Raw genomic sequence first — 25,111 nt, 5'->3', positions numbered from 1 at the left:
CGGGTATGGCCTCTGCCCGGCGGGCAAGCGGGCGCGGCTCAGTCGGCCAGGTGGCGGACCTGGTCCCACAGGACCGGGTCCATCACGCCGACCCGTCGCCGGAAGTCGCCCACCGGCACTTCGCGCAGCTCGTCCGTCTCGAGGAAGCTGGGCCGCCCGTGGGCGTCCCCCACGGCACCCGGGGGCAGCGGGATCACCCCGGGCCGCTCGTCGTGGTACTTGCTGGTGATCTTCGCGACGGTCACCCGTTTCCCGTGCACCACCATCACCAGGCACGGCCGGTCCTTGGCCCCCGGCCCGTCCTCATAGGGAACGTTCGCCCACCAGATCTCCGACGCCCGCGGGAGCGCCGCGCCGCGGCGCGCTCCGCCCCGGCGCGGTCCGCGCGGCCGGGCCGGCGGACGCGTCCGACCGGCCGGCCGGCGCCCACGGCGCCCCCAGCCGTCCACCAGCGTCGCGACCAGCGCGAGCAGTACCACCGCCGCCAACGCGAGCCACCAGGACGTGTCCATAGCAAAGAAGGTACCGGCGCGCATGTGCCCCCGCCCGCCCTGCGCCGACCCTCTGTGCCCCAAGGTCCATCCGAACCGGTGACACCACAGGTGAGTTCGCCCACAACAGCCCCTGGCGGAGGAGCGACCGGCCCTTTTGCGCCTTACGCTCGATGGACCGCACGACCCCCGTTTCCGTATCTGCAACCGAGTACCTGCACCCCGCATCTACTCTCTGCACTTCCTGTCAGCGCGGAGGTTCCAGCTCCTATGAAGCTCACCGTCGTCGGCTGCTCGGGGTCGTTCCCGTCCGCGGAATCGGCCTGTTCGAGCTACCTCGTTGAGGCCGACGGCTTCCTGCTGCTTCTCGACATGGGCAACGGTGCCCTGGGCGAGTTGCAGCGCCACGCCGGTCTCTACGACCTCGACGCGATCTTCCTCAGTCATCTGCACGCCGACCACTGCATCGACATGTGCGCGTACTTCGTCGCGCGCTACTACCGTCACGACGGCGGCCGCTGCGACCCGATCCCCGTCTACGGACCCGAGGGAACGGAGCATCGCCTGACCACGGCCTACGCCGACACGCCGTCCGCCTCCTCGATGAGCGAGGTCTTCGACTTCCACACCGTCAAGCCGGGCACCTTCGAGGTCGGCCCGTTCACCGTGCACACGGAGCGGGTGCGCCACCCCGTCGAGGCGTACGGCATCCGGGTGGAGCACGGCGGAAGATCACTGACGTACTCCGGGGACACCGGGGCGACCGAGACCCTGGACGAACTCGCCCGCGACACGGACCTGTTCCTGTGCGAGGCCGCGTTCACCCACGGCAAGGAGAACATCCCCGACCTCCACCTCAACGGCCGCGAGGCAGGCGAGACCGCCGCCCGCGCCGGCGCCCGCCGCCTCGTCCTCACCCACATCCCCCCGTGGACGGACGCCCGCATCAACCTGGCGGACGCCCGCTCGGCCTACACGGGTCCGGTGGAACTGGCGGCGCCCGGGGCGACGTACGAGATCTGACGCGGTCCGCGCACACGAAGGCCCCCGGAACCAGGCGGTTCCGGGGGCCTTCGCTCGTATGGACGGACGGCTCACGCCTTCGTGAGGTCCTCGATCTCCTCCTCGGGCTCACGGCCCGGGGTGGCGAGGTTGAACTTGACGATCGCGAAGCGGAAGACGAAGTAGTAGACCGCCGCGAAGACCAGACCGATGGGGATGATCAGCCATGGCTTGGTCGCCAGGTTCCAGTTGAGCGCGTAGTCGATGGCGCCCGCGGAGAAGGTGAAGCCCGCGTGGACCCCGAGCGCCCAGGTGATCGCCATGGACAGCGCGGTCAGGACCGCGTGGATCGCGTAGAGCACCGGCGCGATGAACATGAACGAGAACTCGATCGGCTCGGTCACACCGGTCACGAAGGAGGTCAGCGCGAGCGAGACCATCATGCCCAGCACGGCCTTGCGGCGCTCGGGGCGGGCCGAGTGCGCGATGGCGAGCGCGGCGGCCGGGAGGCCGAACATCATGATCGGGAAGAAGCCCGACATGAACTGACCGGCGGTCGGGTCACCGGCGAAGAACCGGTTGAGGTCACCGTGGACCACCTCGCCGGCCGCGTTGTGGAAGTCGCCGATCTGGAACCAGGAGACGGTGTTCACGAACTGGTGCATGCCGACCGGGATCAGCGCGCGGTTGATGAGACCGAACAGGCCCGCTCCGACAGCGCCCAGACCCGTGATCCACTCGCCGACGTTCGAGATGCCCTCGCCGATCGGCTCCCAGACCAGACCGAAGAAGACGCCCATCGCGGTACCGACGAAGGCCATGATGATCGGCACCAGACGGCGGCCGTTGAAGAAGCCGAGCCAGTCCACCAGTTGCTTGCGGTGGTAGCGCTGCCACAGCACGGCGGTCAGCAGACCCACCAGGATGCCGCCGAGGACGCCGGGGTTGTTGTAGGTCGCGGCTATGTCCGCGCCCTTCTGGATCTTCGCCTCGGAGACCGGGAACGCCTTCAGCACGTTGCTGTAGACCAGGAAGCCGACCAGCGCGGCGAGGGCCGTGGAGCCGTCCGCCTTCTTGGCGAAGCCGATCGCGACACCGATACAGAACAGCATCGGAAGGTTGTCGAAGATCGCGCCACCGGCCGTGGCGAAGACTGCCGTGACCTTGTCGGGCAGGTTCAGCTTGTCGTGCACGTCCTGCTGGCCGAGCCGGAGCAGGATGCCCGCCGCCGGCAGCACGGCGATCGGCAGCTGCAGACTGCGGCCGACCTTCTGCAGGCCCTGGAACAGGCCGGATCCCCGCTTCTTTGCGGGTGCCGCCGATGCGGTGGCGGTGCTCATAGTTCCTCCATGTGCTGGCGCTGCCGGGGGACGGGAAGGGCGAAACAGGGGTGGGCAGCGGCCGCGTGGTCTACACCACTCAGTGGTGTAGACCTGTTTCTAGCACGGTGAAGGCTGGATAAGGAAGGCACGAATTTTGTGGCCTGGGCCATAACAGGAATAAGAGGTTCCGTTCATGGCTCCGGGCAGGGGTCCGGGCAAGGCTCCGGTCATGGCTCCGGCCATGACGAAGGGCCCCCGGACCGGCAGGTCCGGGGGCCCTTCGCGCAGCGGCCTACACGGTGGCGGGCGTTGCGCCTCGGCGGGTAGGTCTACGCCTTGGTGGTGTCCTCGACGTCCTCCTCGGGCTCCCGCCCCGGAGTCTTCAGGTCGAACTTCGTGATCGCGAACCGGAAGATCGCGTAGTACACGGCGGCGAAACACAGCCCGATCGGCACGATCGCCCACGGCCTCGTCGCCAGGTTCCAGTTGATGATGTAGTCGATCAGACCCGCGGAGAAACTGAAGCCGTCGTGCACCCCGAGCCCCCAGGTCACCGCCATGGAAACGCCGGTGAGCACCGCGTGCACCGCGAAGAGCAGCGGCGCGATGAACAGGAACGAGTACTCGATCGGCTCGGTGATGCCCGTGACGAACGACGTCAGTGCCACCGACAGCATCAGACCGCCGATCTCCTTGCGGCGATGAGGCTTCGCGGTGTGCGTCATCGCCAGCGCCGCCGCCGGCAACGCGAACATCATGATCGGGAAGAAGCCCGAGAGGAACTGTCCCGCGTTCGGGTCGCCCGCCAGGAACATGTTGATGTCCCCGTGCACGACCTGGCCGTCGGGCTTGGTGTAACTGCCGAACTGGAACCAGATGGGCACGTTCAGGAACTGGTGCAGGCCGATCACCAGCAGCGCCCGGTTGGCCAGGCCGAACACACCCGAACCCCACGCACCCAGTCCGACCAGCCAGTCGCTGAAGTTCTCCAGCGCGGTACCGATCGGCGGCCAGACCCACACGCACAGCGAGGCGACCGCGGCGGCCACGAACGCCATGATGATCGGCACCAGGCGCCGCCCGTTGAAGAAACCGAGCCAGTCCACCAGCTTCGTCCGGTGGTAGCGCTGCCAGAAGTACGCCGACAGCAGCCCGATGACGATGCCGCCGAAGACCCCGGGGTTCTGGTACGTGAACTCCACGACGGAGTTGTCCTCCAGCTGGCAGCCCAGCTTGATGGCGGCACTCCCGGACGGGCAGTCCTCCGGGAACGCGCGCAGCACGTTGTAGTAGACGAGGAAACCCACGACCGCCGCGAGCGCCGTGGAGCCGTCCGCCTTCTTCGCCATACCAATGGCCACGCCGACACAGAACAGCATCGGCAGCCCGAGCTGACCGTCCAGCAGCGCGCCGCCCGCCGCGCCCATCACCTTGGAGAGGTTGTCCCAGCCGAGCCCCTCCGCCCCGAACACATCCGGCTGCCCCAGCCGGTTGAGGATGCCCGCGGCCGGCAGCACGGCGATCGGCAACTGCAGGCTGCGGCCCATCTTCTGCAGCCCCTGGAAGGCCTTGTTCCAGCGTGCGCGCGCTGGTGATACGGCGCTGACGGCACTCATGGGCGTCCTCCGGGCCGGGCCGGTTTGGCGACTGCCCGCCGACTGGTGTAGACCAGTTGGCGACGCGTCGCTCTGTCGTGATCGCCATCCTTCGGCACCTACGACATGACCGCTCGCGAAGATGGGCCAACTGTGGGTTACTGCGACAAAGCGGTTCTGATCAGGGAGTAGGACATGGCCACCAAGGCTGAGAAGATCGTCGCCGGGCTCGGCGGCATCGACAACATCGAAGAGGTCGAAGGCTGCATCACCCGGCTCCGCACCGAGGTCGCGAACCCGGACCTGGTGAACGAGGCCGCCCTGAAGGCCGCCGGCGCGCACGGAGTCGTCAGGATGGGCACCGCCATCCAGGTCGTCATCGGAACCGACGCCGACCCCATCGCGGGCGAGATCGAAGACATGATGTGAGCGACGGGACCCACTGAAGCCACCACGGCTCCACGCGAGCCACGGACCGCTTCAGGAGTTCCGGCTCACCCTTGAGGGGCTGTTTCCGCCACCGGCGGGCAGCCCCTCACCGCTGTGCGGATAGGCTCGACGCCATGTCTCGAATCGACGGCCGCACCCCCGACCAGCTGCGCCCCATCACCATCCAGCGTGGCTGGAGCAAGCATGCCGAGGGCTCCGTCCTCGTCTCCTTCGGCGACACCAAGGTCTTCTGCACGGCCTCCGTCACCGAAGGCGTCCCGCGCTGGCGCAAGGGCAGCGGCGAGGGCTGGGTCACCGCCGAGTACTCCATGCTGCCCCGCGCCACCAACACCCGCGGCGACCGCGAATCGGTCCGCGGCAAGATCGGCGGCCGCACCCACGAGATCAGCCGTCTCATCGGCCGCTCGCTGCGCGCCGTCATCGACTACAAGGCGCTCGGCGAGAACACCATCGTCCTCGACTGCGACGTCCTCCAGGCCGACGGAGGCACCCGCACCGCGGCCATCACCGGCGCGTACGTCGCGCTGGCCGACGCCGTCACCTGGGCCCAGGGCAAGAAGCTGATCAGGGCCGGCCGCAAGCCGCTCACCGGCACGGTCTCGGCGGTCTCCGTCGGCATCGTCGGCGGCGTCCCGCTGCTCGACCTCTGCTACGAGGAGGACGTGAAGGCCGACACCGACATGAACGTCGTGTGCACCGGCGACGGCCGTTTCGTCGAGATCCAGGGCACCGCCGAGGCCGAGCCCTTCGACCGCAAGGAGCTCAACGCCCTGCTGGACCTGGCCGTCGGAGGCTGCGACGAACTCGCCGCCATCCAGCGCGCGGTACTCGAAGAGACCGGTGAGGCAACCGCGGGTTAATCTTTCGCGTTCTTAGGGGTACGGGCGTACGGTCCAGCCGTGCGCCCGTCGGTCATGCCGAGCGGATCGGGCCGACCCCACAGCGGGTCGCACCGGCCACCGGCGCGGCCGCGCCACATCATGCCCACGGGGAGGGACCGTTCCATGGCCGCGCGCCACCGCAATCGTCGTCGTACCGCCGCACTCGCCGCCGTCGCCGCACTTGTCGTCCTGCCGGCGGCCGTCGGCTGCGACGCCGTCAACAAGGCGCTCGACTGCGTGCAGACCGCCGACTCGATCGCCGACAGCGTCACCGACCTCCAACAGGCCGTCGAGAACGCGGCGAACGACCCGACGCAGACCGACGCGTCCCTCAACTCCATCGAGAACAACCTCGAAAAGATCGGCGACAAGACCGACAACGCCGACGTCAACAAGGCGGTCGACGACCTCAAGAAGGCCGTCGGCAACGTCCGTACGGCCGTCAAGAACGGCGACAGCACCCCCGACATCAGCCCGGTGACGGACGCGGCGGGCGAACTGACGAAGGTGTGCACGCCGTAACGGACGCGGGGAGGACCGGGACCGGCTCGCGATCGGACAGGGGACTGGACCCGGGGATCGGACTCGGAACCGGCTCAGGGACCGACCCGGGGATCGGACTCGGAACCGGTTCAGGGACCGACCCGGGATCGGACTCGGGAGCGGACGGGAGACCGACCCGGGGATGGACTGGGACCGGACGGGGGACCGGACTCGGAGATACTGGCGACCATGACGCGCCTGATCCTCGCCACCCGCAACGCCGGAAAGCTCACCGAGTTGACGGCGATCCTCGCCGACGCAGGGCTCAGCCATGAGCTCGTCGGCGCGGACGCCTACCCCGACATCCCCGACGTCAAGGAAACCGGCGTCACCTTCGCCGAGAACGCCCTGCTGAAGGCACACGTGCTGGCGCAGGCCACCGGTCTGCCCGCCGTCGCCGACGACTCGGGCCTGTGCGTCGACGTCCTGAACGGCGCCCCCGGCATCTTCTCCGCCCGCTGGGCCGGGCGCCACGGCGACGACCGGGCCAACCTGGACCTGCTCCTCGCCCAGCTCTCCGACATCGACGCCCCGCACCGGGGCGCCCACTTCGCCTGCGCGGCGGCCCTCGCCCTGCCGGACGGCACGGAACGCGTCGTCGAGGGCCAGTTGCTCGGCACCCTCCGCCACGCCCCCACCGGCACGAACGGCTTCGGCTACGACCCGATCCTCCAGCCCGAGGGCGATACGCGCACCTGCGCGGAACTCTCTTCCGCGGAGAAGAACGCGATCAGCCATCGCGGCAAGGCGTTCCGGGCACTGGTGCCGGTGGTGCGGGAGCTGTTGGGCTGATGCAAGCGAGCCGTGGACCCGTCCTTGACGGATCGGATCCACGGCTCGTCGGCAGTGCGGCCGGTGGGATTCGAACCCACACGGGTGTGAACCCACTGGGACCTAAACCCAGCATGACTGCCATTCCATCACGGCCGCTCAGAAACGGTCATAGCATTCGACCGGCGGCGTTCAGTGTACGGGGGAGCAGCTCACCCGGCGAGTGGCATTCGCCCCTTCCGGCCGCACCACGTCTCCGTCAGCGCATGACAGTTGGGGCACAGGTATCGCAGATTCTCCCTGCGGTTGTCCCGCCAGTCCCCGTTGACATGGTCGATCTGCAAGGTGATCGAATGACCCAACCACTCACCGGTGTTGCCGCATCGCCCGCATGCATAGGGCACCCCGATTTCGGTCATGGCGCGGTGGAGCCGGGCCCTGTTGGTCCGTCCGGCTTGGTCCGGCAGGACGACCAGTACCCGGTGCGCTGTTGATGACGCTTTCGGGGGCTCCGACCGTCCCCAGGAGCGGCGCTTGAAGTGGCTGGTGTCCAGACCGAGGCGTGAGGCTGCGCGCCGGACGCGCCGGTGATTGGTGTCGTTGACGTCCATACCGAGACCGCGCATCACGTCGGCATAGCTGGAGGAGCTTCGTACGAGACTGTGCAACGCGTCCTCGGAGATCGGCGTACGCCTGTGGGAGAAGTGCCCGATGTCGACGCGATGGGTTGCCAGCATGCGGCTCAGTGTCGCGCGCGAGCGACTGTCGTCCGGAACGCCCAGTGCGCGTGCCACGCCGCGCACGCTCGTAGCGGTAGCAGCGGCTGTCTTTAGTTCCTCCGAAGTGAAGGGCAGGTCCAGTTCGGACCGATCCATGCCGGGGAAGTGGTTGATGTCGATTCCCGCGGCGCTGATGCGGCGCCGGATGTGGGAGAGCGTTCCCGTGGCCGGGGTGGCGCCCAGTTTCAGAGCCACTTCGCGCAGCGAGGACGACGAGGCGGCGGCCTCGGCGATGGATGCGTCCGGGTACTTGCGCCATGGGCTGCGCTTGACGAAGTGGTGCGTGTCGAGTCCGTGACTCGCTACCTTCTCCTGGAGTACGCGGCGTTGGCCTCCACTCTGCCCGAGACCGAGCCGCCGCATCAGATCGGTCCAGTTACGTGCCTCGGCGACGGCCGGCGCGAGACGTTCCCTGCAGTACGGGTCTGCTTCCGGCTGGCCGGAAGTGGTCGCCGTTACCTGTTCTGCTGTACTCCACCCGCTCATGCAACCCCTCCTGTCTCGGTCGCACGTTCGCGACCTCGTACGGGCTAACGAACCGTTTATCGGACGGTTACGCCCGGTGAGGGGGGGGCTGGGTGGGGTCAGTGCCCCGACGTCGCCTTCAAGCCCACCACCGAGACCAGGAGCAGGCAGACGAAGAAGATGCGGGCCGCGGTGGCCGGTTCGCCGAGGATGGTCATGCCGAGGATCGCCGCGCCCGCCGCGCCGATGCCGACCCAGACGCCGTAGGCGGTGCCGATCGGGAGCGACTTGGCGGCGTACGACAGCAGGACCATGCTCGCGATGATGCCCGCGCCCGTGAGGACGCTCGGGACCAGGCGTGTGAAGCCGTCGGTGTACTTCATTCCGATCGACCAGCCCACTTCGAGCAGACCGGCGACGATGAGCAGAACCCAGGCCATAGGAGGCACCTCCGGGAGACGACGACGCTTAACGGCGGTGCGTCGTCTTTGCGAGTCCCGGTACGGCGCGTCTCGTCGGGGTTCTTCCACGGTAGCAAAGGAATGACAAAGGGGCCGGTGACCATGGTCACCGGCCCCTTCGGACGACGTAGGCCCTACAAATACAGGCCGGTGGAGTCCTGGGACCCCTCGAACCGATCCGCGGCCACGGCGTGCAGATCCCGTTCGCGCATCAGCACGTAGGCGGTCCCGCGCACCTCGACCTCGGCACGGTCCTCGGGGTCGTACAGGACCCGGTCTCCCGGCTCGACCGTGCGGACGTTCTGCCCGACCGCGACGACGTCGGCCCACGCGAGGCGACGGCCGACGGCCGCCGTCGCGGGGATCAGGATGCCGCCGCCGGAGCGCCGCTCGCCCTCGGCGGCGTCCTGCCGTACCAGCACGCGGTCGTGCAGCATCCGGATGGGCAGCTTGTCGTCATGGGTGCTGTGCGTTTCACGGTTGGCGCTCACGCCCTGAACCTACCTGTCCCGGCCGGTTTCGTACGCGGGTGGGTCGCCGGTCAGCCCTTGCGGCGTCGCGAGCCCACGACGAGCAGCCCGACGAGTCCCACGGCGACCAGAGCCACCGGCACGATGCGCTCCAGCCGGGGCGCACCGTCCTCCGTGACGAACTGCCCCTTCACATCGCCGACGACGCGGTTCACGGCGACGTAGGCGCGTCCCAGGGTGTGATCGATGTTCGAGGCGACCTTGGCCTTGGCGTCGCCGACGATCGTCTTCGGGTGCACCCGTACGCCGATCTCGTCGAGCGTGTCGGCGAGTGTTGTGCGGCGGTGCTTGATGTCCGCCTCGATCTGCGCCGGAGTCCTGGTATCCGGCGTTCTCGACGTATCCGACACCGCGATGCCTCCGTGGTCGTGTAGTGACTCCTTGATTCGGACAGTCTGTCAGTTCGGACCGGACCGCACCCCTTGGCACCCCCCATTACGCTCGTTCCGTATCCATTCCATCCCCCGGCCACGTGAGGTTCCGATGAGCGAGCGACTCCAGCCCGGCGACACCGCCCCCGCCTTCACCCTGCCCGACGCCGACGGCAACGAGGTATCCCTCGCCGACCACAAGGGCCGCAAGGTCATCGTCTACTTCTACCCGGCCGCTCTCACCCCGGGCTGCACGAAGCAGGCGTGCGACTTCACGGACAACCTCGACGTGCTGGCGGGTGCCGGTTACGACGTCATCGGCGTCTCCCCGGACAAGCCCGAGAAGCTCGCCAAGTTCCGTGAGAAGGAGTCCCTGAAGGTCACTCTGGTCGGGGACCCCGACAAGTCGGTCCTGGAGGCGTACGGCGCCTTCGGCGAGAAGAAGCTGTACGGCAAGACGGTCGTCGGTGTCATCCGCTCCACGGTGGTCGTGGACGAGGAGGGCAAGGTCGAGCGGGCGCTGTACAACGTGAAGGCGACCGGGCACGTGGCGAAGATCATCAAGGATCTCGGGATCTGACGGCGAGGGCCTGCCCGCTCAGGGCTTTCTGGATGTGAGTCCGCTCAGGGGGTCCTGGCCCGGCGTCGTGCCCGTGGTCCCGCCGTTCGTGGCTCCGCCGCCGGTCGTGGTGGATCCGGTGGTGCCGCCGTCCGTGGTGGTGCCACCGGTGGTGCCGGTCGTGGTTCCGCCGGAGGTGTGGGTGCCGCTGTCGGTCGGACCCGGGGTCCGGCCGTTGCCCTGGCCCTGGGTCTGGCCCTGCGTCCTACCGCTCGTCGGCGCCGGTGTGCTGCCGTTGCTCCCGCCCTGTGTCCCGCCGTCGTCCTGGCCTCCGTCCGTGCTCCCGTCGTCCTCGCCGTCGGTGGTGTCCGGTTCGCCGGGTTCGTAGGTGGGGTAGTCCGGTTCCTCGGCGCCCGGCTGGAGCCGGAGGTCGAAGTCGCTCGCCTCGGTGTCCTGGAGGGCGTTCTCGGTGAACTGGGCCCAGATCTGCGCGGGATAGCCGCCGCCGTTGACACGGGGCTGGCCGAGGGCGCCGTACAAGGACTTGTGGGCGCCGGTCTCGGGGTCCTGGCCCATCACGGAGACGACGGTGGCGAGGTCGGGGGTGTAGCCGGCGAACCAGGCCGCGGTGTCCTCCTCGGCCGTGCCGGTCTTGCCCGCGGCGGGCCGGCCGGCGGCCTGCGCTGCCTGCCCGGTGCCGCCGTCGACGACGCTCTGGAGCATGGAGGTGGTCGTGTCGGCCGCCTCCCGGCTCACTGCCTGCCGGGGGTTTCGGGCCGGCAGTTCCACGGCGTCCTCGCCGTCCTTGGTGAGCTTCTCGACGAGCGTGTACGTGCCGTGCCGGCCGTGGTTCGCGAGCGTGGCGTACGCCTCCGCCATGTCGAGGACACTGGCGGTGGCCGGACCGAGCGCGATGGAGGGGGAGGCGGTCAGGTCGGGGGTGCCGGCGGGGAGGCCGAGGGCCACGGCGGTCTTCTCCACCTTGGCGGGGCCGACGTCGACGGCCATCTGGGCGTACACCGAGTTGACCGACTTGTCGGTGGCGGTGCGGACGGTGATGTCGCCGTAGGAGACGCCGTCCTCGTTCTCCGGGGCGTAGGAGCCGCCGTTCCAGCCCTGTACGGGGCGTTGGTCGGTGCCGTCGTAGAGGGTGTTCGGGGTGATGGCGCGGCCGTCCTGGGTCCCCGAGCCGTTCTGGACGGCCGAGGTGAAGACGAACGGCTTGAACGTGGAGCCGACCTGGTAGTCGCGGCGGGTCGCGTTGTTGACGTACTGCTTGGTGTAGTCGATGCCGCCGTACATCGCGAGGACCTTGCCGCTGGACGGGTCGATGGCGACGCCGCCGGCGCGGACGTAGGTGTCGACCTTGCGGTTCTTCTTGTCGAGCTGGTCCATCACCTGGTCGTTGACGGCCTTCACGAAGGCGTCCTGCTTGGGTTTCTGGAGTGTGGTGGTGATGCGGTAGCCGCCGGTGGTGAGGGTGTCCTCGTCGAGGATCTTGTTCGAGGTCAGATAGTCGTTGACGGCCTGCACGAGGTAGCCGCGCTGGCCCGACATGCCCGCCGAGCCCTTGGCCTGCTTGGGCATCGGGAAGGCGACGTCGGCGCGCGCGGCCGGAGTCAGCCATTTCTGCTTGACCATGCCGTCGAGGACGTAGTTCCAGCGGGCGAGGGCGGCGGCCCTGTTCTCTGGGTGCGCGACCACGTCGTACTCGCTGGGCGCGTTGAGGAGGGCGGCGAGATAGGCGCCCTGGCCGACGGTCAGGTCCTGGGCGTCGACGCCGTAGTAGGCCTGTGCGGCCGCCTGGATGCCGTAGGCGTTGCGGCCGTAGTAGCTGGTGTTGAGGTAGCCCTCCAGGATGTCGTCCTTGCTCTTCTCCCGGTCGAGCTTGATGGAGATGAAGAACTCCTTCACCTTCCGGGTGACCGTCTGCTCCTGGCCCAGGTAGTAGTTCTTCACGTACTGCTGGGTGATCGTCGAGCCGGACTGCCTGCCCTTGCCGGTGACGGTGTTCCAGCCGGCGCGGATCATCGCCTTGGCGTCGATGGCGGACTCGGTGTAGAAGTCGCGGTCCTCGGCGGCGAGGGTGGCGTGCTGGGCGTCCTTGGCGATCTGCGCGAGCGAGACGTTCTCACGGTTGACGTCGCCGTCGCGGGCCAGCTGGCTGCCGTCGGCGTACAGGTAGACGTTGCTCTGCTTGGTCGCGGCGGCGTTCGCGGGCGGGATCTTGACGAGGAAGTAGCCGAGCGCGAAGAGGCCGCAGACGAGCAGCACCGCGCCGAGGAACGTGCCGAGCAGCATGCGCCAGGTCGGGACGAGCCTGCGCCAGCCGGTCCGCTTGCGTTTCGGCTTCCGCTGCTTGCCGGGTCCGCCGGGTCCGCCGGGTCCGCCGGGTCCGCCCGGTCCCGCCCCGGGGGCCGGGGCTGGGCGGGGGCCCGGGTCCGGTTCCCTGGGTGCCCAGCCCTGGTTGCGCTGCTGCGGCTGCGGCTTGTCGCTCATCTGTTCGCCGGACTCCTGTTTTAGCGTCGTATGTTCCCGTACGACCTCGTACGCCTGATGCATCCCCTCTTGAAGACTCTCGCACCATGCGTTCCGTTCCCTGATCCCGGCACGCGTCGCGCCGAAAAATGCCTGGCGGGCCGCGAGGGGCCGGGGCTAGGCTCCTGCGCTTTGGCTCAACGCTCAGGAAAGGGACGGGTTGTGGGCACAGCGCGGTTGTACGCGTCCGTCGCGGCGAGCGGATTCCGGCGCTACGCCACCTATCGGATCGCCACCGCGGCGGGTGTCTTCACCAACACCGTCTTCGGGCTGATCCTGGCGTACATCTTCATCGCGCTGTGGGACACGAAGCCGCACCTCGGCGGCTACGACCAGACGCAGGCGCTCAGCTATGTGTGGCTCAGCCAGGCGCTGCTGATGGTGGTCGCGATCATGGGCGGCGGCTTCGAGGACGAGCTCATCGAGCGGATCCGTACGGGTGACATCGCGATCGACCTGTACCGGCCGGCCGACCTCCAGATGTGGTGGCTCGCCCAGGACCTGGGCCGGGCGCTGTTCCACCTGGTGGGCCGCGGAGTGGTCCCGCTCGCCTTCGGCGCGCTCTTCTTCGACCTGGCGCTGCCCTCCGACCCGCTGACCTGGCTCGCCTTCCTGGTCGCGGTCGTGCTCGGGGTGGTCGTCAGTTTCGCGATCCGGTTCCTGGTGGCGCTGTCCGCGTTCTGGCTTCTCGATGGCGCGGGTGTGGCGCAGCTGGCCTTCATCGCCGGGATCTTCTGCTCGGGGATGCTGCTGCCGCTGAACGTCTTCCCGGGCGCCCTCGGCGAGTTCGTACGGGCCCTGCCGTGGTCGTCGCTGATCCAGGCGCCCGTGGATGTCCTGCTGGGCACGGCCGACCCGCTGGGCACGTACGCGGTGCAGGCCGCCTGGGCCCTGGGGCTGCTCGCGGCCGGGCGGCTGGTCCAGTCGGTGGCGACGCGGAGGGTGGTGGTGCAGGGTGGCTGACCCGGTCGAGCAGGGGACGCGCCGCGGGGCGGGTCCGGTGGGGGAGGGGACGCGCGGGGTGCCCGGTCCGGTGGGGGAAGGGGGGCGCGGGGTGGCCGGTCCGGTGCGGGAGGCGGTCCGCGGGGAGGGCTCCCACCCCTTCGAGCGGCAGGGGGCGTACGAGCGGCTGCGGGACGGGCTGCGCGCCTACCGTCTGATCACCGCGATGTGGATCCGCTCCACGATGGCCTACCGGGCCTCGTTCGTGATGACCACCTTCGGGAACTTCGCGGCGACCGCCCTCGACTTCGTGGCGATCCTGCTGATGTTCTCGCAGGTCGACCGGCTCGGCGGCTACAGCCTGCCCGAGGTCGCCCTGCTCTACGGGGTGTCCGGCACCGCCTTCGGGCTCGCGGACCTGGGACTCGGGTCGATGGACCGGCTCGGGCGCCGTGTGCGCGACGGCACGCTCGACACGCTCCTGGTGCGCCCCGCGCCCGTGCTCGCGCAGGTCGCCGCGGACCGTTTCGCGCTGCGCCGCCTCGGACGCATCACCCAGGGACTGCTCGTCCTCGGCTACGCCCTGGCCGTCCTCGACCTCCACTGGACGCCGCTCAAGGTGCTGATGATCCCGCTGATGCTGCTCAGCGGCGGCGTCATCTTCTCGGCGGTGTTCGTGGCGGGAGCGGCCTTCCAGTTCGTCGCCCAGGACGCCTCCGAGGTGCAGAACTCCTTCACGTACGGCGGCAGTACGCTCCTTCAGTACCCGCCGACCGTCTTCGCCAAGGACCTGCTGCGCGGAGTGACCTTCGTGCTCCCGCTCGCCTTCGTCAACTGGCTGCCCGCGCTGTACGTGCTGGGGCGGCCCTATCCGCTCGACCTGCCGACGTGGGTCGCGTTCACACCACCACTCGTCGCCGCGGGCTGCTGCGTGCCGGCCGGGATCGCCTGGCGCGCGGGGCTGCGCGCGTACCGGAGTACGGGAAGTTAGGGGACATGAGGGTGGCCATCGCCGGGGACAGCGAATACACCGGTCCGGAGAGTGACGTCACCGGGCCGGATCGCGAAATCATCCGTCTGGAACGGGACTTCATCGAACTCGACGGCGTCGAGAAGGTCTTCGACGTGCGCAAGAAGACGGGCTTCCTGCGCGGCGAGCGGCGGCAGGTGCGGGCCGTCGACTCGATCTCCTTCACCGTGGCGCGCGGCGAGATGGTCGGCTACATCGGCCCGAACGGCGCCGGCAAGTCGACCACCATCAAGATGCTCACCGGCATCCTCACCCCGTCCGGCGGCCGGCTGCGGGTCGCCGGCCTCGACCCGTCCCGCGAGCGCACCCGTCTCGCGCGCCGGATCGGGGTCGTGTTCGGGCAGCGTACGACCCTGTGGTGGGACCTCCCGCTGATCGACTCCTACCGGCTGATGCACCGCATGTACCGCATCCCGGACGGCCGCTACCGGGAGAACCTCGACCGCTGTGTCGAACTCCTGGAGCTCGGCGACCTGTTGGACGTCCCCGTGCGGCAGCTGTCCCTGGGGCAGCGGATGCGCGGCGACATCGCGGCGGCCCTGCTGCACGATCCCGAGGTGCTCTACCTCGACGAGCCGACGATCGGGCTCGACGTGATCAGCAAGGCGCGGGTCCGGGAGTTCCTGCGGGACCTGAACGCCGAGCGCGGCACGACCGTCCTGCTCACGACGCACGACCTGACCGACATCGAGCAGCTGTGCCGCCGCGTGATGGTCATCGACCACGGGCGGCTGATGTACGACGGTCCGCTGAGCGGACTGCACGAGGTGGGGGAGAGCGAGCGGACCCTGGTCGTGGACCTGGAGCGGGAACTCCCGCCGATCGAGGTCGAGTCGGCGCGGGTGGTGAAGGTGGAGGGGCCGCGGCAGTGGCTGGCCTTCCCCGCCGCCCGGTCGGCGGCACCGCTGGTCGCCCGGATCGCCGCGGAGTACCCGCTGATGGACCTCTCGGTGCGCGAGCCGGACATCGAGGCGGTCATCAGCCGTATGTACGCCGGGAAGGCGGGGAAAGCGGTCTCCTAGCGGGAGGCTGCCGGAAGGGCGGGCCGGATGGCCCGCGGGCGGGGGAACTCGTAGGCTGCTGTCCATGACCGACGACGAACTCCCGGAGCTGCGCGCCTCCGACGCCGATCGTGAACGAGTCGCCGAACAGCTGAGGGACGCCCTCGCTGAAGGCCGCCTCGACATGGAGGAGTTCGAGGAGCGGCTGGAAGCGACGTACAGCGCCCGTACCTACGGGGAGTTGACGCCGATCACCCGCGACCTGCCCGGCGGCGCGGCCGTCACCGCTCCCGTGTCCATGGTCAAGCAGCCGGTGGACGACGGCAGTTGGGGCGCTCGTGTCGTCGGCGGCGAGGGTTCGTCCACCTGGGGCGTGGCGATCCTGTCCGGCTTCGAGCGCAAGGGCCGCTGGACGGTGCCGAAGCGCTTCAACTGCTTCGCCCTCATGGGCGGTGGCGAGATCGACCTGCGCGAGGCGAACTTCGCGGACCGCGAGGTCGTCATCAACTGCGTCGCGGTGATGGGCGGGATGAACGTCATCGTGCCGCCCGGCGTCGAGGTCGTCGTCCGCGGCATCGGCATCATGGGCGGCTTCGACCACCGCGAGTCGGACCAGGCGGGCGACCCCGGCGCACCCCGCGTGATCGTCACGGGCTTCGCCTTCTGGGGCGGTGTCGGCGTCGAGCGCAAGCTCACCCGTGCCGAGCGCCAGCGCCTCAAGGAGGAGCGCCGCCAGGAGAAGCTGGAACGCAGGGCGGCCCGCAAGGAGTTGCAGGGTTCGCAGGGCGGGGGCCTCGGTGACATGTACGACGCGATGGACGACGCGCTCGACGACGCCCGCGACCTGATCCGCGACCGCCACGAGGACCGGCGCGAGCGCCACGAGGAGCGCAGGGAGCGGCACCGGGAACGCCGTGAGGACCGGCACCGGCGCCGCCACGACGACTACTGACCTCCGGCGGTGCCCGGGCCACGGACGTCCGGTCGACCTCACAGCTCCGCCGGAGCCGTCCCCTTCAGGTCGCCCAGGTCGAACACGTCGGCCATCCGCTGGTAGCCCTTGTCGCTGGGGTGCAGGTGATCGCCCGAGTCGTAGTCGGTCCGCAGCCGGCGAGGGTTGTACGGATCCCGCAGGGCCGCGTCGAAGTCGACGACGTCGTCGTACACCTTCCCGGCCCGGATCTCCGCGTTCACGGCCTGGCGTACGGCATCCCGCGCGTCCGTGTATCCCCGGTGCCCGTGGAAAGGCATCAGCGTGGCGCCGACGACCCGCAGTCCACGGGCGTGCGCCTGCCGCACCAGGGTCCGCAGGCCGTCGGTGATGGTGCGCGGGTCGACATGGTTCGGGTTGCGCAGGATGTCGTTGACGCCGAGGTCGATGACGACGGCCTTGACGTTCGTGCGGTCGAGCACGTCCCGCCCGAACCGGCTCAGCCCGCTGGGGTTGTCGGCCGGCCGGCCGAGCCCCGCGGCGAGGACCTGGTTCCCGCTGATGCCCTGGTTGACGACGCTGTAGCGGGGTGTGCCGCCGGATCCGGCCGAGGCGCGCAGCCGCTCCGAAAGGACGTCCGTCCAGCGGTGGTTGGCCCCCACGGTGGAGGTGATGCCGTCGGTGAGCGAGTCACCGAGGACGACGACGGTGCCCGCGGCCTCGTCGCTCTGCACGTCGAGTGCGGTCAGGTAGCGCCAGTACGGGCTCTGCTCGGTGTACGAGACGCCGCTCACGTCCTCCGTACGGTCGCCCTGGGCGACGTACGAGAGCTGCCGTGCGAACGGGTGGTAGGTGACCGGGCCGGACGGGGTCGGCGAGTACGTCGTCACGAGGACGTCCGCGCCGTGCGGGATCCGCACACGCACGGCGTCGCTCATCACCTGTCCGCCGGGCGGGACCACGACCGTCGAGGCGCCGCCGAACGTGAGGCGGCGCATGCTGTCGGCCGAGGCGGCGGCGTTGTTCGCGGTCGCGGCGACTGCGATCGTGGCGTGCGTGATGGACAGGGGCTGCTGCCCGTAGAGATTGGACAGCGTGATGCGGGCACTCGTGCCCCCAGCGGCCGTGTGCACGACGTTGCGTACGGAGCGGCCCGCCAGCCCGTTCGTCTCCGTGCCGGGCTCGGCTCCGGCCGGGGACGCCGACCACGCGCCGACCCAGGTGCCGGTGGAGGCGGGGGCGGCGGCGTTGTGAGACGTGCGGCCGCCGGCGACGTCGGTCCTGGCGCCGTTGCCGCCGTCGGCCGCGACACCGACGTATATGGCTGCGGAAAGGACCACGACCACGGCGAGGATCGCGGCGAGCAGGGCATAACCGTGACGCTTGGTCATGCGATGCGTTTCCTCTCTCCTCCGGCGACGGGAGCCCGGGGCTCCGATGTGATCACCCCAATGATGCGTCATGGGGTGGAAGGGCACCGACAGGCCCCCTAGGGGGCCCCTGGTCGATTCCCCATCCGAACAGACGCCGGGAACTCCTGTGTCGTTCCAGGAGTCGGTCAGGAGGAGAGGGAGAAAGGGACAATGTGTACGGCGCGTGTCGGGGCCTGTGAACGGTGGAGTGAATGGAACGCACGAATGCGGGTGAACCGGACGGCATGGAAGAGCATGCCCGTCCCGGCATCGCCGCGAACGCCACGACGACCGTCGGACCGCCGGGCCGGGCGATGAACACCTTCAGCCCGGCCGACGAGGAGAAGCGCCGCGGGGTGCGCCGGATGAAGGCGACCGCCACCGGCCTGCTGCTCTTCGTCGCCGTCGTCTACGTGCTGGCGAAGTGGGCGTCGCACGAGGGGGCGGGCGCCTGGGCCGGTTATGTCGCGGCGGCGGCCGAGGCGGGCATGGTCGGCGCGCTGGCCGACTGGTTCGCGGTCACGGCCCTCTTCCGGCACCCGCTCGGCCTGCCCATCCCGCACACCGCGATCATCCCCAAGAAGAAGGACCAGCTGGGCGTCTCGCTGGGTGAGTTCGTCGGCGAGAACTTCCTCTCCGAGGAGGTCGTCCGGCAGCGCCTGCGCGCGGTGGGCATCGGCAGCAGGCTCGGCGCCTGGCTCGCCGATCCGGACCACGCGGACCGGGTCACGGCGGAGCTGGCGGCGGCGCTCAGAGGCGCGCTGACCGTCCTCCGGGACTCCGACGTCCAGGCCGTGGTCGGCGAGGCGATCACCCGGCGCGCCGACGCCCAGGAGATCGCGCCCGGGATAGGGAAGATGCTGGAGAAGATCGTCGCGGACGGCGGTCACAAGCGGTTCGTCGACCTGGTGGTCACCCGCGCACACGACTGGCTGGTGTTCCATGACGAGCAGGTCATGGACGCCGTCCAGGGCGGCGCGCCCGGCTGGACGCCCCGTTTCGTCGACAAGAAGGTCGGCGAGCGCGTCTACAAGGAGCTGCTCCGTTTCGTCACCGAGATGCGCGACTCCCCGTCCCACCCGGCCCGCGGCGCCCTCGACCGGTTCCTCACCGACTTCGCCTCCGACCTCCAGTCCGACACCGAAACCCGCGCGCGCGTGGAGCGGCTCAAGGGCGAGGTGCTGGGCCGCGGCGAGGTCCAGGACCTGATCGCCTCCGCCTGGACGGCCGTACGGTCGATGATCGTGTCCGCGGCCGAGGACGAGCGCAGCGAGCTGCGGCTCCGCGTGCGGGCCTCCCTGCTGTCCCTGGGCGCCCGTATGGCCACCGAACCCAAGCTCCAGGCCAAGGTCGACAGCTGGGTGGAGGGCGCCGCGGTGTACGTCGTGACGACGTACCGCAAGGAGATCACCTCCCTCATCACGGACACGGTCGCGGGCTGGGACGCCGAGCACACGACCAGGAAGATCGAGGCGAACATCGGCCGTGACCTGCAGTTCATCCGGATCAACGGCACGGTGGTCGGCTCCCTGGCCGGACTGCTGATCTACGTGGTGTCGCGGGCACTGGGGGCGTAATCGGCCGGGGTCCCGAGGAGCCCGTACCGGGTGACCGCTATGAGGAATCCGTTCTGAGTACGCGTACTCTGTCGCGCCCCCGCCGGACGCGGAAGCCTCGTACGCATGACCGAGAAACTGCTCCGCCCCTTGCGAACGCGCCCCTGGCCGGAACGCTGGCTGACGCGTGTGCTCGGCGCCGCCCTCTCCTGTGCGGCGTACCTCCTCTGCCTCCCCTGGGACCTGCGCAACCGCCCCGAGACGCCGGGCTCGACCCTGGAGACCACCCCGGTGACCGGAACGGGCGTCCTCGCCCTCGCCGCGGTCCTGGTGCTCCTGGCCGTCCACTTCGGCCTCCGGGACGCGCTGGCCTGGCCGTTGCTGCTGGTCGCGGCGCCTCCGGCCACCCTGCTGTACGTGTCCCTGCGTACCCACCCCGGCCCCCCGGACGGCTTCGCCGACGTGTGGCCGCTGACGTGGGCGTCCATCACTCTGCTGGGGGCTGCCGGAGTGCTGGTCGTGGCCGCGGTGGCACGGCAGTTCAGGACAGACTTGGCGGACGCGTTGGAGGAGGAGCTGAGCCTGGCCGGCCGGCTCTGAGGCGGATCGGCCACCTGCGCGTGACGTGTGTCGGCCGCTGCCCGTGAGCCGTGAGCCATGAGGAGGCATCCCGATGACCATCCGCAGGATCGTCCCCGACATCCGGGTCGGGTCCGAGAAGGACCTGGCGACGAACCGGGACTTCTACGGCCTGCTCGGCTTCGAGGAGGTCATGAACCAGGGCTGGGTCATGACCCTCGCGTCCCCGTCCAACCCCACCGCCCAGATCAGCTTCCTCACCGAGGAACGCACCGCCCCCGTCGTCCCCGACCTGAGCGTGGAGGTCGAGGACGTCGACGCCGTGTACACGCAGGTGATCGCGTCGGGTGCGGAGATCCTGCGGGAGCTGCGGGACGAGGAGTGGGGCGTACGACGATTCTTCGTACGGGATCCGAACGGGCGGGTGGTGAATGTGCTGGGGCATCGGGAGTGAGGGCGCGACGGTGCGGGCACGTGCGCGTCGCGCCGGGCAAGTCCCCTGCTCTCACTGGCCGTAGAAGTAACGCGAGCCCTTCTCGTTGAAGTACGAGGCGTAGACGCGTCCGAGGACCGGCTTGCCGCGGTACATCCCCACGTACTGGCGCGAACTGTCGACCACGACGGGCCGGGTCATGCAGGCGAACTTGACCCGCTGCTGCGCCTCCGCCCACTGCACGGCCGCCGGATCGACCCGGTCGCTGACCATGAGCGGGAAGGCGCCGATGCCGTTCTGCATGCCGACGGGCAGACCGCCCTTGGTGTCCTTGGCGTACCGCATCACCTGGTCGGTGAAGGCGGAGATGGCCGGCACGGTTATCTCCGGGACGGCCGCGGCCACCGTGAACAGGTGCAGCTTCGTCGCCATCCAGCGCATCCGGAACTCGGCCCGCCGCCCGACCAGCACGGGCACCCCGGCCCAGTCCTCCCACCGCGTGGCGCATCCGTCCGCGGTCAACTGGCGTTCCACGAGGGCCAGGTAGGTGCCCGGCGCCGACTGATCCTGGTGTGCGTCCATGCGCGGGATCCTAAGCCCCGGGGGTGGGCTCCGGGAGGAGCTCGGGGCGGGCGAGCGGAATTCTCGGCGGGGTCGCGCTAGGCCCCTGTCGTGGACCCCGGCCGGATGATCATCAGGACCGTGACGGTGGCCCACAGCAGGTTGAAGATCCCGGTGAACATGGCGAGCCGAACGGTCGCCGCACGGTCTCCAGCCCCCTCCGGCACCGCCTCCTCCGGAACCGCCCCCTCCGGGGTCACCCGCTCCAGGCTCGCCCCCTCCAGGATCGCGCTCTGCCGGGGCAGCACCAGCGCAGCGAGGACCACGGCCGCGAGCCCGGTCAGGGCGATCGAGACGATCAGCCAGGTGTCGCCGAGCACGCCCATGTTGCTCGCCGTGGCGAACCCGAAGACGGGGACGACGACGCCAACGACGGCGTACGCCCGGCAGACGCGGTGCAGCAGCCGGGTCGTGGCGAGGGCGTCCGCGTCGTCCGGCGCGTCGAGAAGCTTGCGGGCAGCCGGCGGGAACATGCTCGCGGCGACCGTGACGGGCCCGATGGCCACGATCGCGGCGATGACATGAACGGCGAGGAGGAACTTGGTCACGAGGCGACGGTAGGAGCCGCGCGGATCTTGGAGAAGTGGCACTTTTGCCATGCAATAACGGATTCCGGCCAATGCCTGATGGCTGGGTCCAACTGGGCTCCATGTCCGGTCCGACCTGGGTTTGGTTCTGTTCGTACTGGTGTGCGCTTGGTTGCTCGGTAACTTTGCCGGGATGACGGGAATCCGGTGTAGGCCTACGCTCCAGCCATGCACACCGTGGCCGTTCTGGCACTCGACCAGGTCATCCCGTTCGATCTCTCCGCCCCGATCGACACCTTCGGCTGGGCCCGGCTGCCCGACGGCCGGCCGGCGTACCGGACCCGGGTGTGCTCGGTCACGGCCGACGCGGAGGTGAGCGCGGGCCCGTTCACGCTGCGGGCCCCGTACGGCCTGGAGGCGCTGGCCGAGGCGGACACGATCGTCCTGCCCGGTGTCGCCGACCCGTCCGCCCCTCTCCCGCCGGGCGTCGCGGAGGCGCTGCGCGCGGCGGCCGCGAACGGCACCCGGATCGCCTCGATCTGCGTCGGCGCGTTCGTCTTCGCCGCCACCGGCCTGCTGGACGGACTGCGCGCGACCACGCACTGGCTCGCGGCCCGGGAACTGGCGGCCAGGTACCCGGCGGTGACCGTCGACCCGAACGTGCTCTACGTCGACAACGGCCAGTTCCTCACGTCGGCGGGCGCGGCGGCGGCCCTGGACCTGTGCCTGCACATGATCCGCAAGGACCACGGCTCGGCGGTCGCCGCACACGCGGCCCGTCTGTCGGTCATGCCGCTCGAACGGGAGGGCGGCCAGGCGCAGTTCATCGTCCACAGCCAGCCGCCGGTACCGGCGGGCGCGACCATGGAGCCGCTCCTCGGCTGGCTGGAGGAGAACGCGGACCGGGAGCTGACCCTAGAGGACATCGCCGGCCACGCCGGTATGAGCACCCGCACCCTCAACCGCCGCTTCCGCGAACAGACCGGCACGACACCGCTCCAGTGGCTGCACCGGGCGCGCGTGCGGCGCGCCCAGTACCTCCTGGAGACGACCACGTATCCCGTCGAACGCATCGCCGCCCAGGCGGGATTCGGCTCACCGACGGCGTTCCGGGACCGCTTCAAGAGGGTGGTGGGGACGAGCCCGTACGCGTACCGGCGGGCGTTTCGGGGGGTGGGGGCGCCCTGACGGGGGTTCCGTGACCGGGGCTCCCTGAAGGGGGAGGGGAGCCGAGTCGTTCAGGCCGGCCGGTCGACGTATGGCCCGGGCACGCCGGCGGCGCGTCACAGAGCCCCGCCGGTCGGCCAGCCGCTCGGGCCCGCCGGTCAGCAGATCGTTCAGGCCCGCCGGTCGGCCACGGCCCAGGAGGCGAGGGCCATGGCACCGGCGACGCCGAAGACGGCGGGCCAGGCGCCCACCTTCTTTGCCAGCGGATGCGACCCGGCGAAGGCGGCGACGTACGCGGCGGTCAGCGCCCCGGCGGCCTTCCCGCCGGCCTGCTGCTTCCACTGCTGCGCGGCGGCAGCCCCGGCGGCGGCCAGCACGACCCCGCCCAGCTGCCGCTTCTTCGTCCAACGGGCGACGCCATACCCACCGACCAGCCCCCCGGCGGCCACCATCGCGGCCGGTACCTTCGCCATTGCTGCCTCCTGCTCACGGGGTCGTTCCGAACGGGTCGAGGCTAACGCGCGGGTGGAATTGAGTGGACGGGTGTCAACCTTTCCGGCACGTCGGAGAGGTCCGCCCCGCCGCTCGCCCGGGCCCAGATCATCGGCCTCAAGCCCGCGACCGCCACCGATTCGGCCATCCAGTCGGCCGTCACAGCGGCCAAAGCGATCGGCTGTCCACCGCGGTGGACGGGTTGCCGGACGGTGTGTGACTGCCCCCCTCTGCCCGTGAGTTCTCGCCGGCGAACCTGTTGGGTGCGGCAGCGGAGTGAAACGGGAAGCCCGCAGTCGGCTTGGTCAACCGCACAGATAGGCGTGGATGGCCGAGGCGATGGCCGTACCGAGAGGGATGGGAACGGCATTGCCGATCTGTCGGGCGATGTCGGTTTTCGAGCCGCACCAGCGGAAGTCGAGGGGGAAGCCCTGTATCCGGGCGGCCTCGTAGTGGGTGATCGGTCGGTCGGCGGTCGGGTGAAGGTAGCGACCCTTCTCGGGCTTGAAGAACTCGGTTCGGATGGTTACCGAGGGCTCACCCAGGCGCAGTCGACCCATGACGTCTCCGGTGCCCGTGTTGTGCTTGTCCCAGCTGTCGGTGGAGAGGGGTCCGACCGGTGTCTTCACGCCCGAAGGATTCTGGGTTTCGAAGATCTGGATTTCGCCGCCCTCGTCCACGGTGAACCATTTGTTGCGAAGATCCTTGCGGTTTCCGCCCGGTGGGATTGCTTGGTAGCGGGCTCGTGAAAGCGGTTCAGGGTTTCGGCCGAAGTGGAGATCGCGTGTCGTGAAGATTCCGGAGACCATGGCGGCCACCTCGGAAATGTAGTCTTTGCCGTCCGGAAGTTCGGTCCCCTGCAGGGGGAGCCGCACGGACTCGTCGAACACCCCGTCGACCGAGCGCCAGTAGGAGTTGTCCGTGTCGACGCCGTCGAGCGGCTGAGCAGAGGCGTCGGAGGCGCCCTTCGGGCGTCGTACGTGTGTCTTCGCCGGGTAAGTCATGGAACGGCCTGCGTCGATGTCTCGACGGACGCCGATGACGATGGCGCGCCTTCGTGCCTGGGCCGCGCCGTAGTCGGCGGCGTTGAGGAGGTAGCGCTTGTGCTTGCGTTCCTCGGTGTCGGTCGGTACGTGCCCGGGGGGATCGATCAGTTCGTATTCGCTCAACAGGCCGCCCTGTTTCACCTCGCTGAGCAGGTTCTGGAATTCGTCCGACTTGAGAAAGCGATCGACATTCTCGATCACGAATACCTTCGGGCGAATTTTTGCCACGATACGAACGTATTCCTCCCACAGGCGGTTGCGTTCTGCGCCCATCTTGTGACGGTTCAGGGCCGAAAAGCCCTGGCACGGAGGACCTCCGACCACCACGTCCGCGTGGAGGGCTTCCTCCGACGGCTTCCATTCCTCGATGTCTTCGAGGTGCACGCGGGCGGCCGGAAGGGTCTTGTCCGGGCGATGACTTCCGAAGTTCACGGCGTAGGTGGCAGCCGCAGCGAGGTCGTGTTCGACCGCCGCGACGCTGTGGAACACGGGCCCGCCGTCCTTTGCCCTCTCGGGGCGGAACTCGTGGAACCCCTGGGTGAAGCCGCCGCACCCGCTGAACAGGTCAAGGACGGTGATGGGCCGGGGGTCGAGGGGGCGGGGCGTGTGCATGGGC

Annotated in this window: 27 protein-coding genes, 1 tRNA gene and 1 riboswitch; of the genes, 14 read left to right on the top strand and 14 right to left on the bottom strand. The window is 69.5% G+C overall.

Going from position 1 to position 25,111, the window contains the following annotated elements; all coding sequences use genetic code 11:
- Positions 1-38: 38 nt before the first annotated feature.
- On the bottom strand, positions 39-512 hold the full coding sequence (locus tag ABZX90_RS07260; protein ID WP_355202193.1) for a type II toxin-antitoxin system PemK/MazF family toxin: 474 nt from the start codon (positions 510-512) through the stop codon (positions 39-41).
- 249 nt (positions 513-761) lie between these two features.
- On the opposite strand from ABZX90_RS07260, the gene ABZX90_RS07255 reads away from it, so the two are divergent.
- Positions 762-1,514 (top strand): MBL fold metallo-hydrolase, encoded by a 753-nt coding sequence (locus ABZX90_RS07255; RefSeq protein ID WP_351122616.1) that lies wholly within the window; start codon positions 762-764, stop codon positions 1,512-1,514.
- Between the two features lie 71 nt (positions 1,515-1,585).
- Here the strand turns inward: ABZX90_RS07255 and ABZX90_RS07250 are convergent, their stop codons facing one another.
- Both ABZX90_RS07250 and ABZX90_RS07245 read right to left on the bottom strand, forming a co-directional pair.
- A complete protein-coding gene (locus ABZX90_RS07250) occupies positions 1,586-2,833 on the bottom strand; it encodes a PTS transporter subunit EIIC (RefSeq protein WP_351122613.1) in 1,248 nt (415 codons plus the stop codon).
- A 311-nt stretch (positions 2,834-3,144) separates the two neighbouring features.
- Positions 3,145-4,431, bottom strand: coding sequence for a PTS transporter subunit EIIC (locus ABZX90_RS07245; protein WP_351122610.1), 1,287 nt, complete (start codon positions 4,429-4,431; stop codon positions 3,145-3,147).
- 174 nt (positions 4,432-4,605) lie between these two features.
- Here ABZX90_RS07245 and ABZX90_RS07240 point away from each other — a divergent pair, with 174 nt between their 5' ends.
- From ABZX90_RS07240 to rdgB, 4 genes are all read left to right on the top strand, one after another.
- Complete coding sequence (locus tag ABZX90_RS07240; RefSeq protein ID WP_351122607.1) at positions 4,606-4,839, top strand: PTS glucose/sucrose transporter subunit IIB; 234 nt, start codon at positions 4,606-4,608, stop codon at positions 4,837-4,839.
- Between the two features lie 134 nt (positions 4,840-4,973).
- Entirely contained in the window at positions 4,974-5,720 is a 747-nt protein-coding gene (gene rph / locus ABZX90_RS07235; protein WP_355202188.1) for a ribonuclease PH, read from the top strand.
- A 144-nt stretch (positions 5,721-5,864) separates the two neighbouring features.
- Positions 5,865-6,263 carry a hypothetical protein gene (locus ABZX90_RS07230; protein ID WP_351122601.1) on the top strand — a complete coding sequence of 133 codons (399 nt, stop codon included), beginning with the start codon at positions 5,865-5,867 and terminating at the stop codon, positions 6,261-6,263.
- Between the two features lie 210 nt (positions 6,264-6,473).
- Complete coding sequence (gene rdgB, locus ABZX90_RS07225; RefSeq protein WP_355202185.1) at positions 6,474-7,076, top strand: RdgB/HAM1 family non-canonical purine NTP pyrophosphatase; 603 nt, start codon at positions 6,474-6,476, stop codon at positions 7,074-7,076.
- Between the two features lie 55 nt (positions 7,077-7,131).
- On the opposite strand, the gene ABZX90_RS07220 is transcribed toward rdgB, so the two are convergent.
- The 5 genes from ABZX90_RS07220 to ABZX90_RS07200 form a co-directional block, all read right to left on the bottom strand.
- Positions 7,132-7,214 (bottom strand) — tRNA-Leu (locus ABZX90_RS07220).
- Between the two features lie 53 nt (positions 7,215-7,267).
- On the bottom strand, positions 7,268-8,320 hold the full coding sequence (locus tag ABZX90_RS07215; RefSeq protein WP_351122595.1) for an HNH endonuclease signature motif containing protein: 1,053 nt from the start codon (positions 8,318-8,320) through the stop codon (positions 7,268-7,270).
- 98 nt (positions 8,321-8,418) lie between these two features.
- A complete protein-coding gene (gene sugE / locus ABZX90_RS07210) occupies positions 8,419-8,739 on the bottom strand; it encodes a quaternary ammonium compound efflux SMR transporter SugE (protein ID WP_351122592.1) in 321 nt (106 codons plus the stop codon).
- A 36-nt stretch (positions 8,740-8,775) separates the two neighbouring features.
- Positions 8,776-8,845, bottom strand: a riboswitch (guanidine-III (ykkC-III) riboswitch).
- Positions 8,846-8,894: 49 nt separating this feature from the next.
- Positions 8,895-9,197 (bottom strand): co-chaperone GroES, encoded by a 303-nt coding sequence (locus tag ABZX90_RS07205; protein WP_351122824.1) that lies wholly within the window; start codon positions 9,195-9,197, stop codon positions 8,895-8,897.
- A 104-nt stretch (positions 9,198-9,301) separates the two neighbouring features.
- Positions 9,302-9,640 carry a DUF3618 domain-containing protein gene (locus ABZX90_RS07200; protein WP_351122589.1) on the bottom strand — a complete coding sequence of 113 codons (339 nt, stop codon included), beginning with the start codon at positions 9,638-9,640 and terminating at the stop codon, positions 9,302-9,304.
- A gap of 133 nt (positions 9,641-9,773) precedes the next feature.
- Between ABZX90_RS07200 and bcp the strand changes: the two genes are divergently transcribed.
- Positions 9,774-10,241: a thioredoxin-dependent thiol peroxidase gene (bcp, locus tag ABZX90_RS07195; protein WP_351122586.1), complete on the top strand. Its 468-nt coding sequence runs from the start codon at positions 9,774-9,776 to the stop codon at positions 10,239-10,241.
- An 18-nt stretch (positions 10,242-10,259) separates the two neighbouring features.
- On the opposite strand, the gene ABZX90_RS07190 is transcribed toward bcp, so the two are convergent.
- Entirely contained in the window at positions 10,260-12,719 is a 2,460-nt protein-coding gene (locus ABZX90_RS07190) for a transglycosylase domain-containing protein (protein ID WP_355202180.1), read from the bottom strand.
- Between the two features lie 201 nt (positions 12,720-12,920).
- On the opposite strand from ABZX90_RS07190, the gene ABZX90_RS07185 reads away from it, so the two are divergent.
- From ABZX90_RS07185 to ABZX90_RS07170, 4 genes are all read left to right on the top strand, one after another.
- Complete coding sequence (locus ABZX90_RS07185; protein WP_351122580.1) at positions 12,921-13,721, top strand: ABC-2 family transporter protein; 801 nt, start codon at positions 12,921-12,923, stop codon at positions 13,719-13,721.
- Between the two features lie 103 nt (positions 13,722-13,824).
- Positions 13,825-14,691: an ABC transporter permease gene (locus ABZX90_RS07180; RefSeq protein ID WP_355202362.1), complete on the top strand. Its 867-nt coding sequence runs from the start codon at positions 13,825-13,827 to the stop codon at positions 14,689-14,691.
- A gap of 5 nt (positions 14,692-14,696) precedes the next feature.
- Positions 14,697-15,752, top strand: coding sequence for an ATP-binding cassette domain-containing protein (locus ABZX90_RS07175; RefSeq protein WP_351122577.1), 1,056 nt, complete (start codon positions 14,697-14,699; stop codon positions 15,750-15,752).
- A gap of 64 nt (positions 15,753-15,816) precedes the next feature.
- Positions 15,817-16,683 carry a DUF1707 domain-containing protein gene (locus ABZX90_RS07170; RefSeq protein WP_355202175.1) on the top strand — a complete coding sequence of 289 codons (867 nt, stop codon included), beginning with the start codon at positions 15,817-15,819 and terminating at the stop codon, positions 16,681-16,683.
- 38 nt (positions 16,684-16,721) lie between these two features.
- Here ABZX90_RS07170 and ABZX90_RS07165 read toward each other — a convergent pair whose 3' ends face one another.
- On the bottom strand, positions 16,722-18,053 hold the full coding sequence (locus ABZX90_RS07165; protein ID WP_355202172.1) for an SGNH/GDSL hydrolase family protein: 1,332 nt from the start codon (positions 18,051-18,053) through the stop codon (positions 16,722-16,724).
- 233 nt (positions 18,054-18,286) lie between these two features.
- On the opposite strand from ABZX90_RS07165, the gene ABZX90_RS07160 reads away from it, so the two are divergent.
- The 3 genes from ABZX90_RS07160 (at position 18,287) to ABZX90_RS07150 (ending at position 20,663) form a co-directional block, all read left to right on the top strand.
- Complete coding sequence (locus tag ABZX90_RS07160) at positions 18,287-19,651, top strand: DUF445 domain-containing protein (protein ID WP_351122568.1); 1,365 nt, start codon at positions 18,287-18,289, stop codon at positions 19,649-19,651.
- A 105-nt stretch (positions 19,652-19,756) separates the two neighbouring features.
- Positions 19,757-20,230 carry a hypothetical protein gene (locus tag ABZX90_RS07155; RefSeq protein WP_355202169.1) on the top strand — a complete coding sequence of 158 codons (474 nt, stop codon included), beginning with the start codon at positions 19,757-19,759 and terminating at the stop codon, positions 20,228-20,230.
- 73 nt (positions 20,231-20,303) lie between these two features.
- The gene (locus ABZX90_RS07150; protein ID WP_351122562.1) at positions 20,304-20,663 is read left to right on the top strand and encodes a VOC family protein; all 360 of its coding nucleotides are present in this window, start codon (positions 20,304-20,306) and stop codon (positions 20,661-20,663) included.
- Between the two features lie 51 nt (positions 20,664-20,714).
- Here the strand turns inward: ABZX90_RS07150 and ABZX90_RS07145 are convergent, their stop codons facing one another.
- Together ABZX90_RS07145 and ABZX90_RS07140 are read right to left on the bottom strand one after the other, a co-directional pair.
- Positions 20,715-21,224 (bottom strand): levansucrase, encoded by a 510-nt coding sequence (locus ABZX90_RS07145; protein WP_351122559.1) that lies wholly within the window; start codon positions 21,222-21,224, stop codon positions 20,715-20,717.
- A gap of 77 nt (positions 21,225-21,301) precedes the next feature.
- Entirely contained in the window at positions 21,302-21,811 is a 510-nt protein-coding gene (locus ABZX90_RS07140) for a hypothetical protein (protein WP_355202165.1), read from the bottom strand.
- A gap of 207 nt (positions 21,812-22,018) precedes the next feature.
- Between ABZX90_RS07140 and ABZX90_RS07135 the strand changes: the two genes are divergently transcribed.
- Entirely contained in the window at positions 22,019-22,978 is a 960-nt protein-coding gene (locus ABZX90_RS07135; RefSeq protein WP_355202162.1) for a helix-turn-helix domain-containing protein, read from the top strand.
- 149 nt (positions 22,979-23,127) lie between these two features.
- On the opposite strand, the gene ABZX90_RS07130 is transcribed toward ABZX90_RS07135, so the two are convergent.
- The gene (locus ABZX90_RS07130; protein WP_351122550.1) at positions 23,128-23,430 is read right to left on the bottom strand and encodes a hypothetical protein; all 303 of its coding nucleotides are present in this window, start codon (positions 23,428-23,430) and stop codon (positions 23,128-23,130) included.
- Between the two features lie 324 nt (positions 23,431-23,754).
- Positions 23,755-25,107, bottom strand: a complete 1,353-nt coding sequence (locus ABZX90_RS07125; protein ID WP_355202159.1) for a DNA cytosine methyltransferase — start codon at positions 25,105-25,107, stop codon at positions 23,755-23,757.
- Positions 25,108-25,111: the final 4 nt, after the last annotated feature.

The organism is Streptomyces sp. NPDC002935, from assembly GCF_040611295.1.
Lineage (GTDB): Bacteria > Actinomycetota > Actinomycetes > Streptomycetales > Streptomycetaceae > Streptomyces.
Note: the sequence above shows the minus strand (reverse complement) of the source record. Positions and strands in the feature narration are given on the sequence as shown.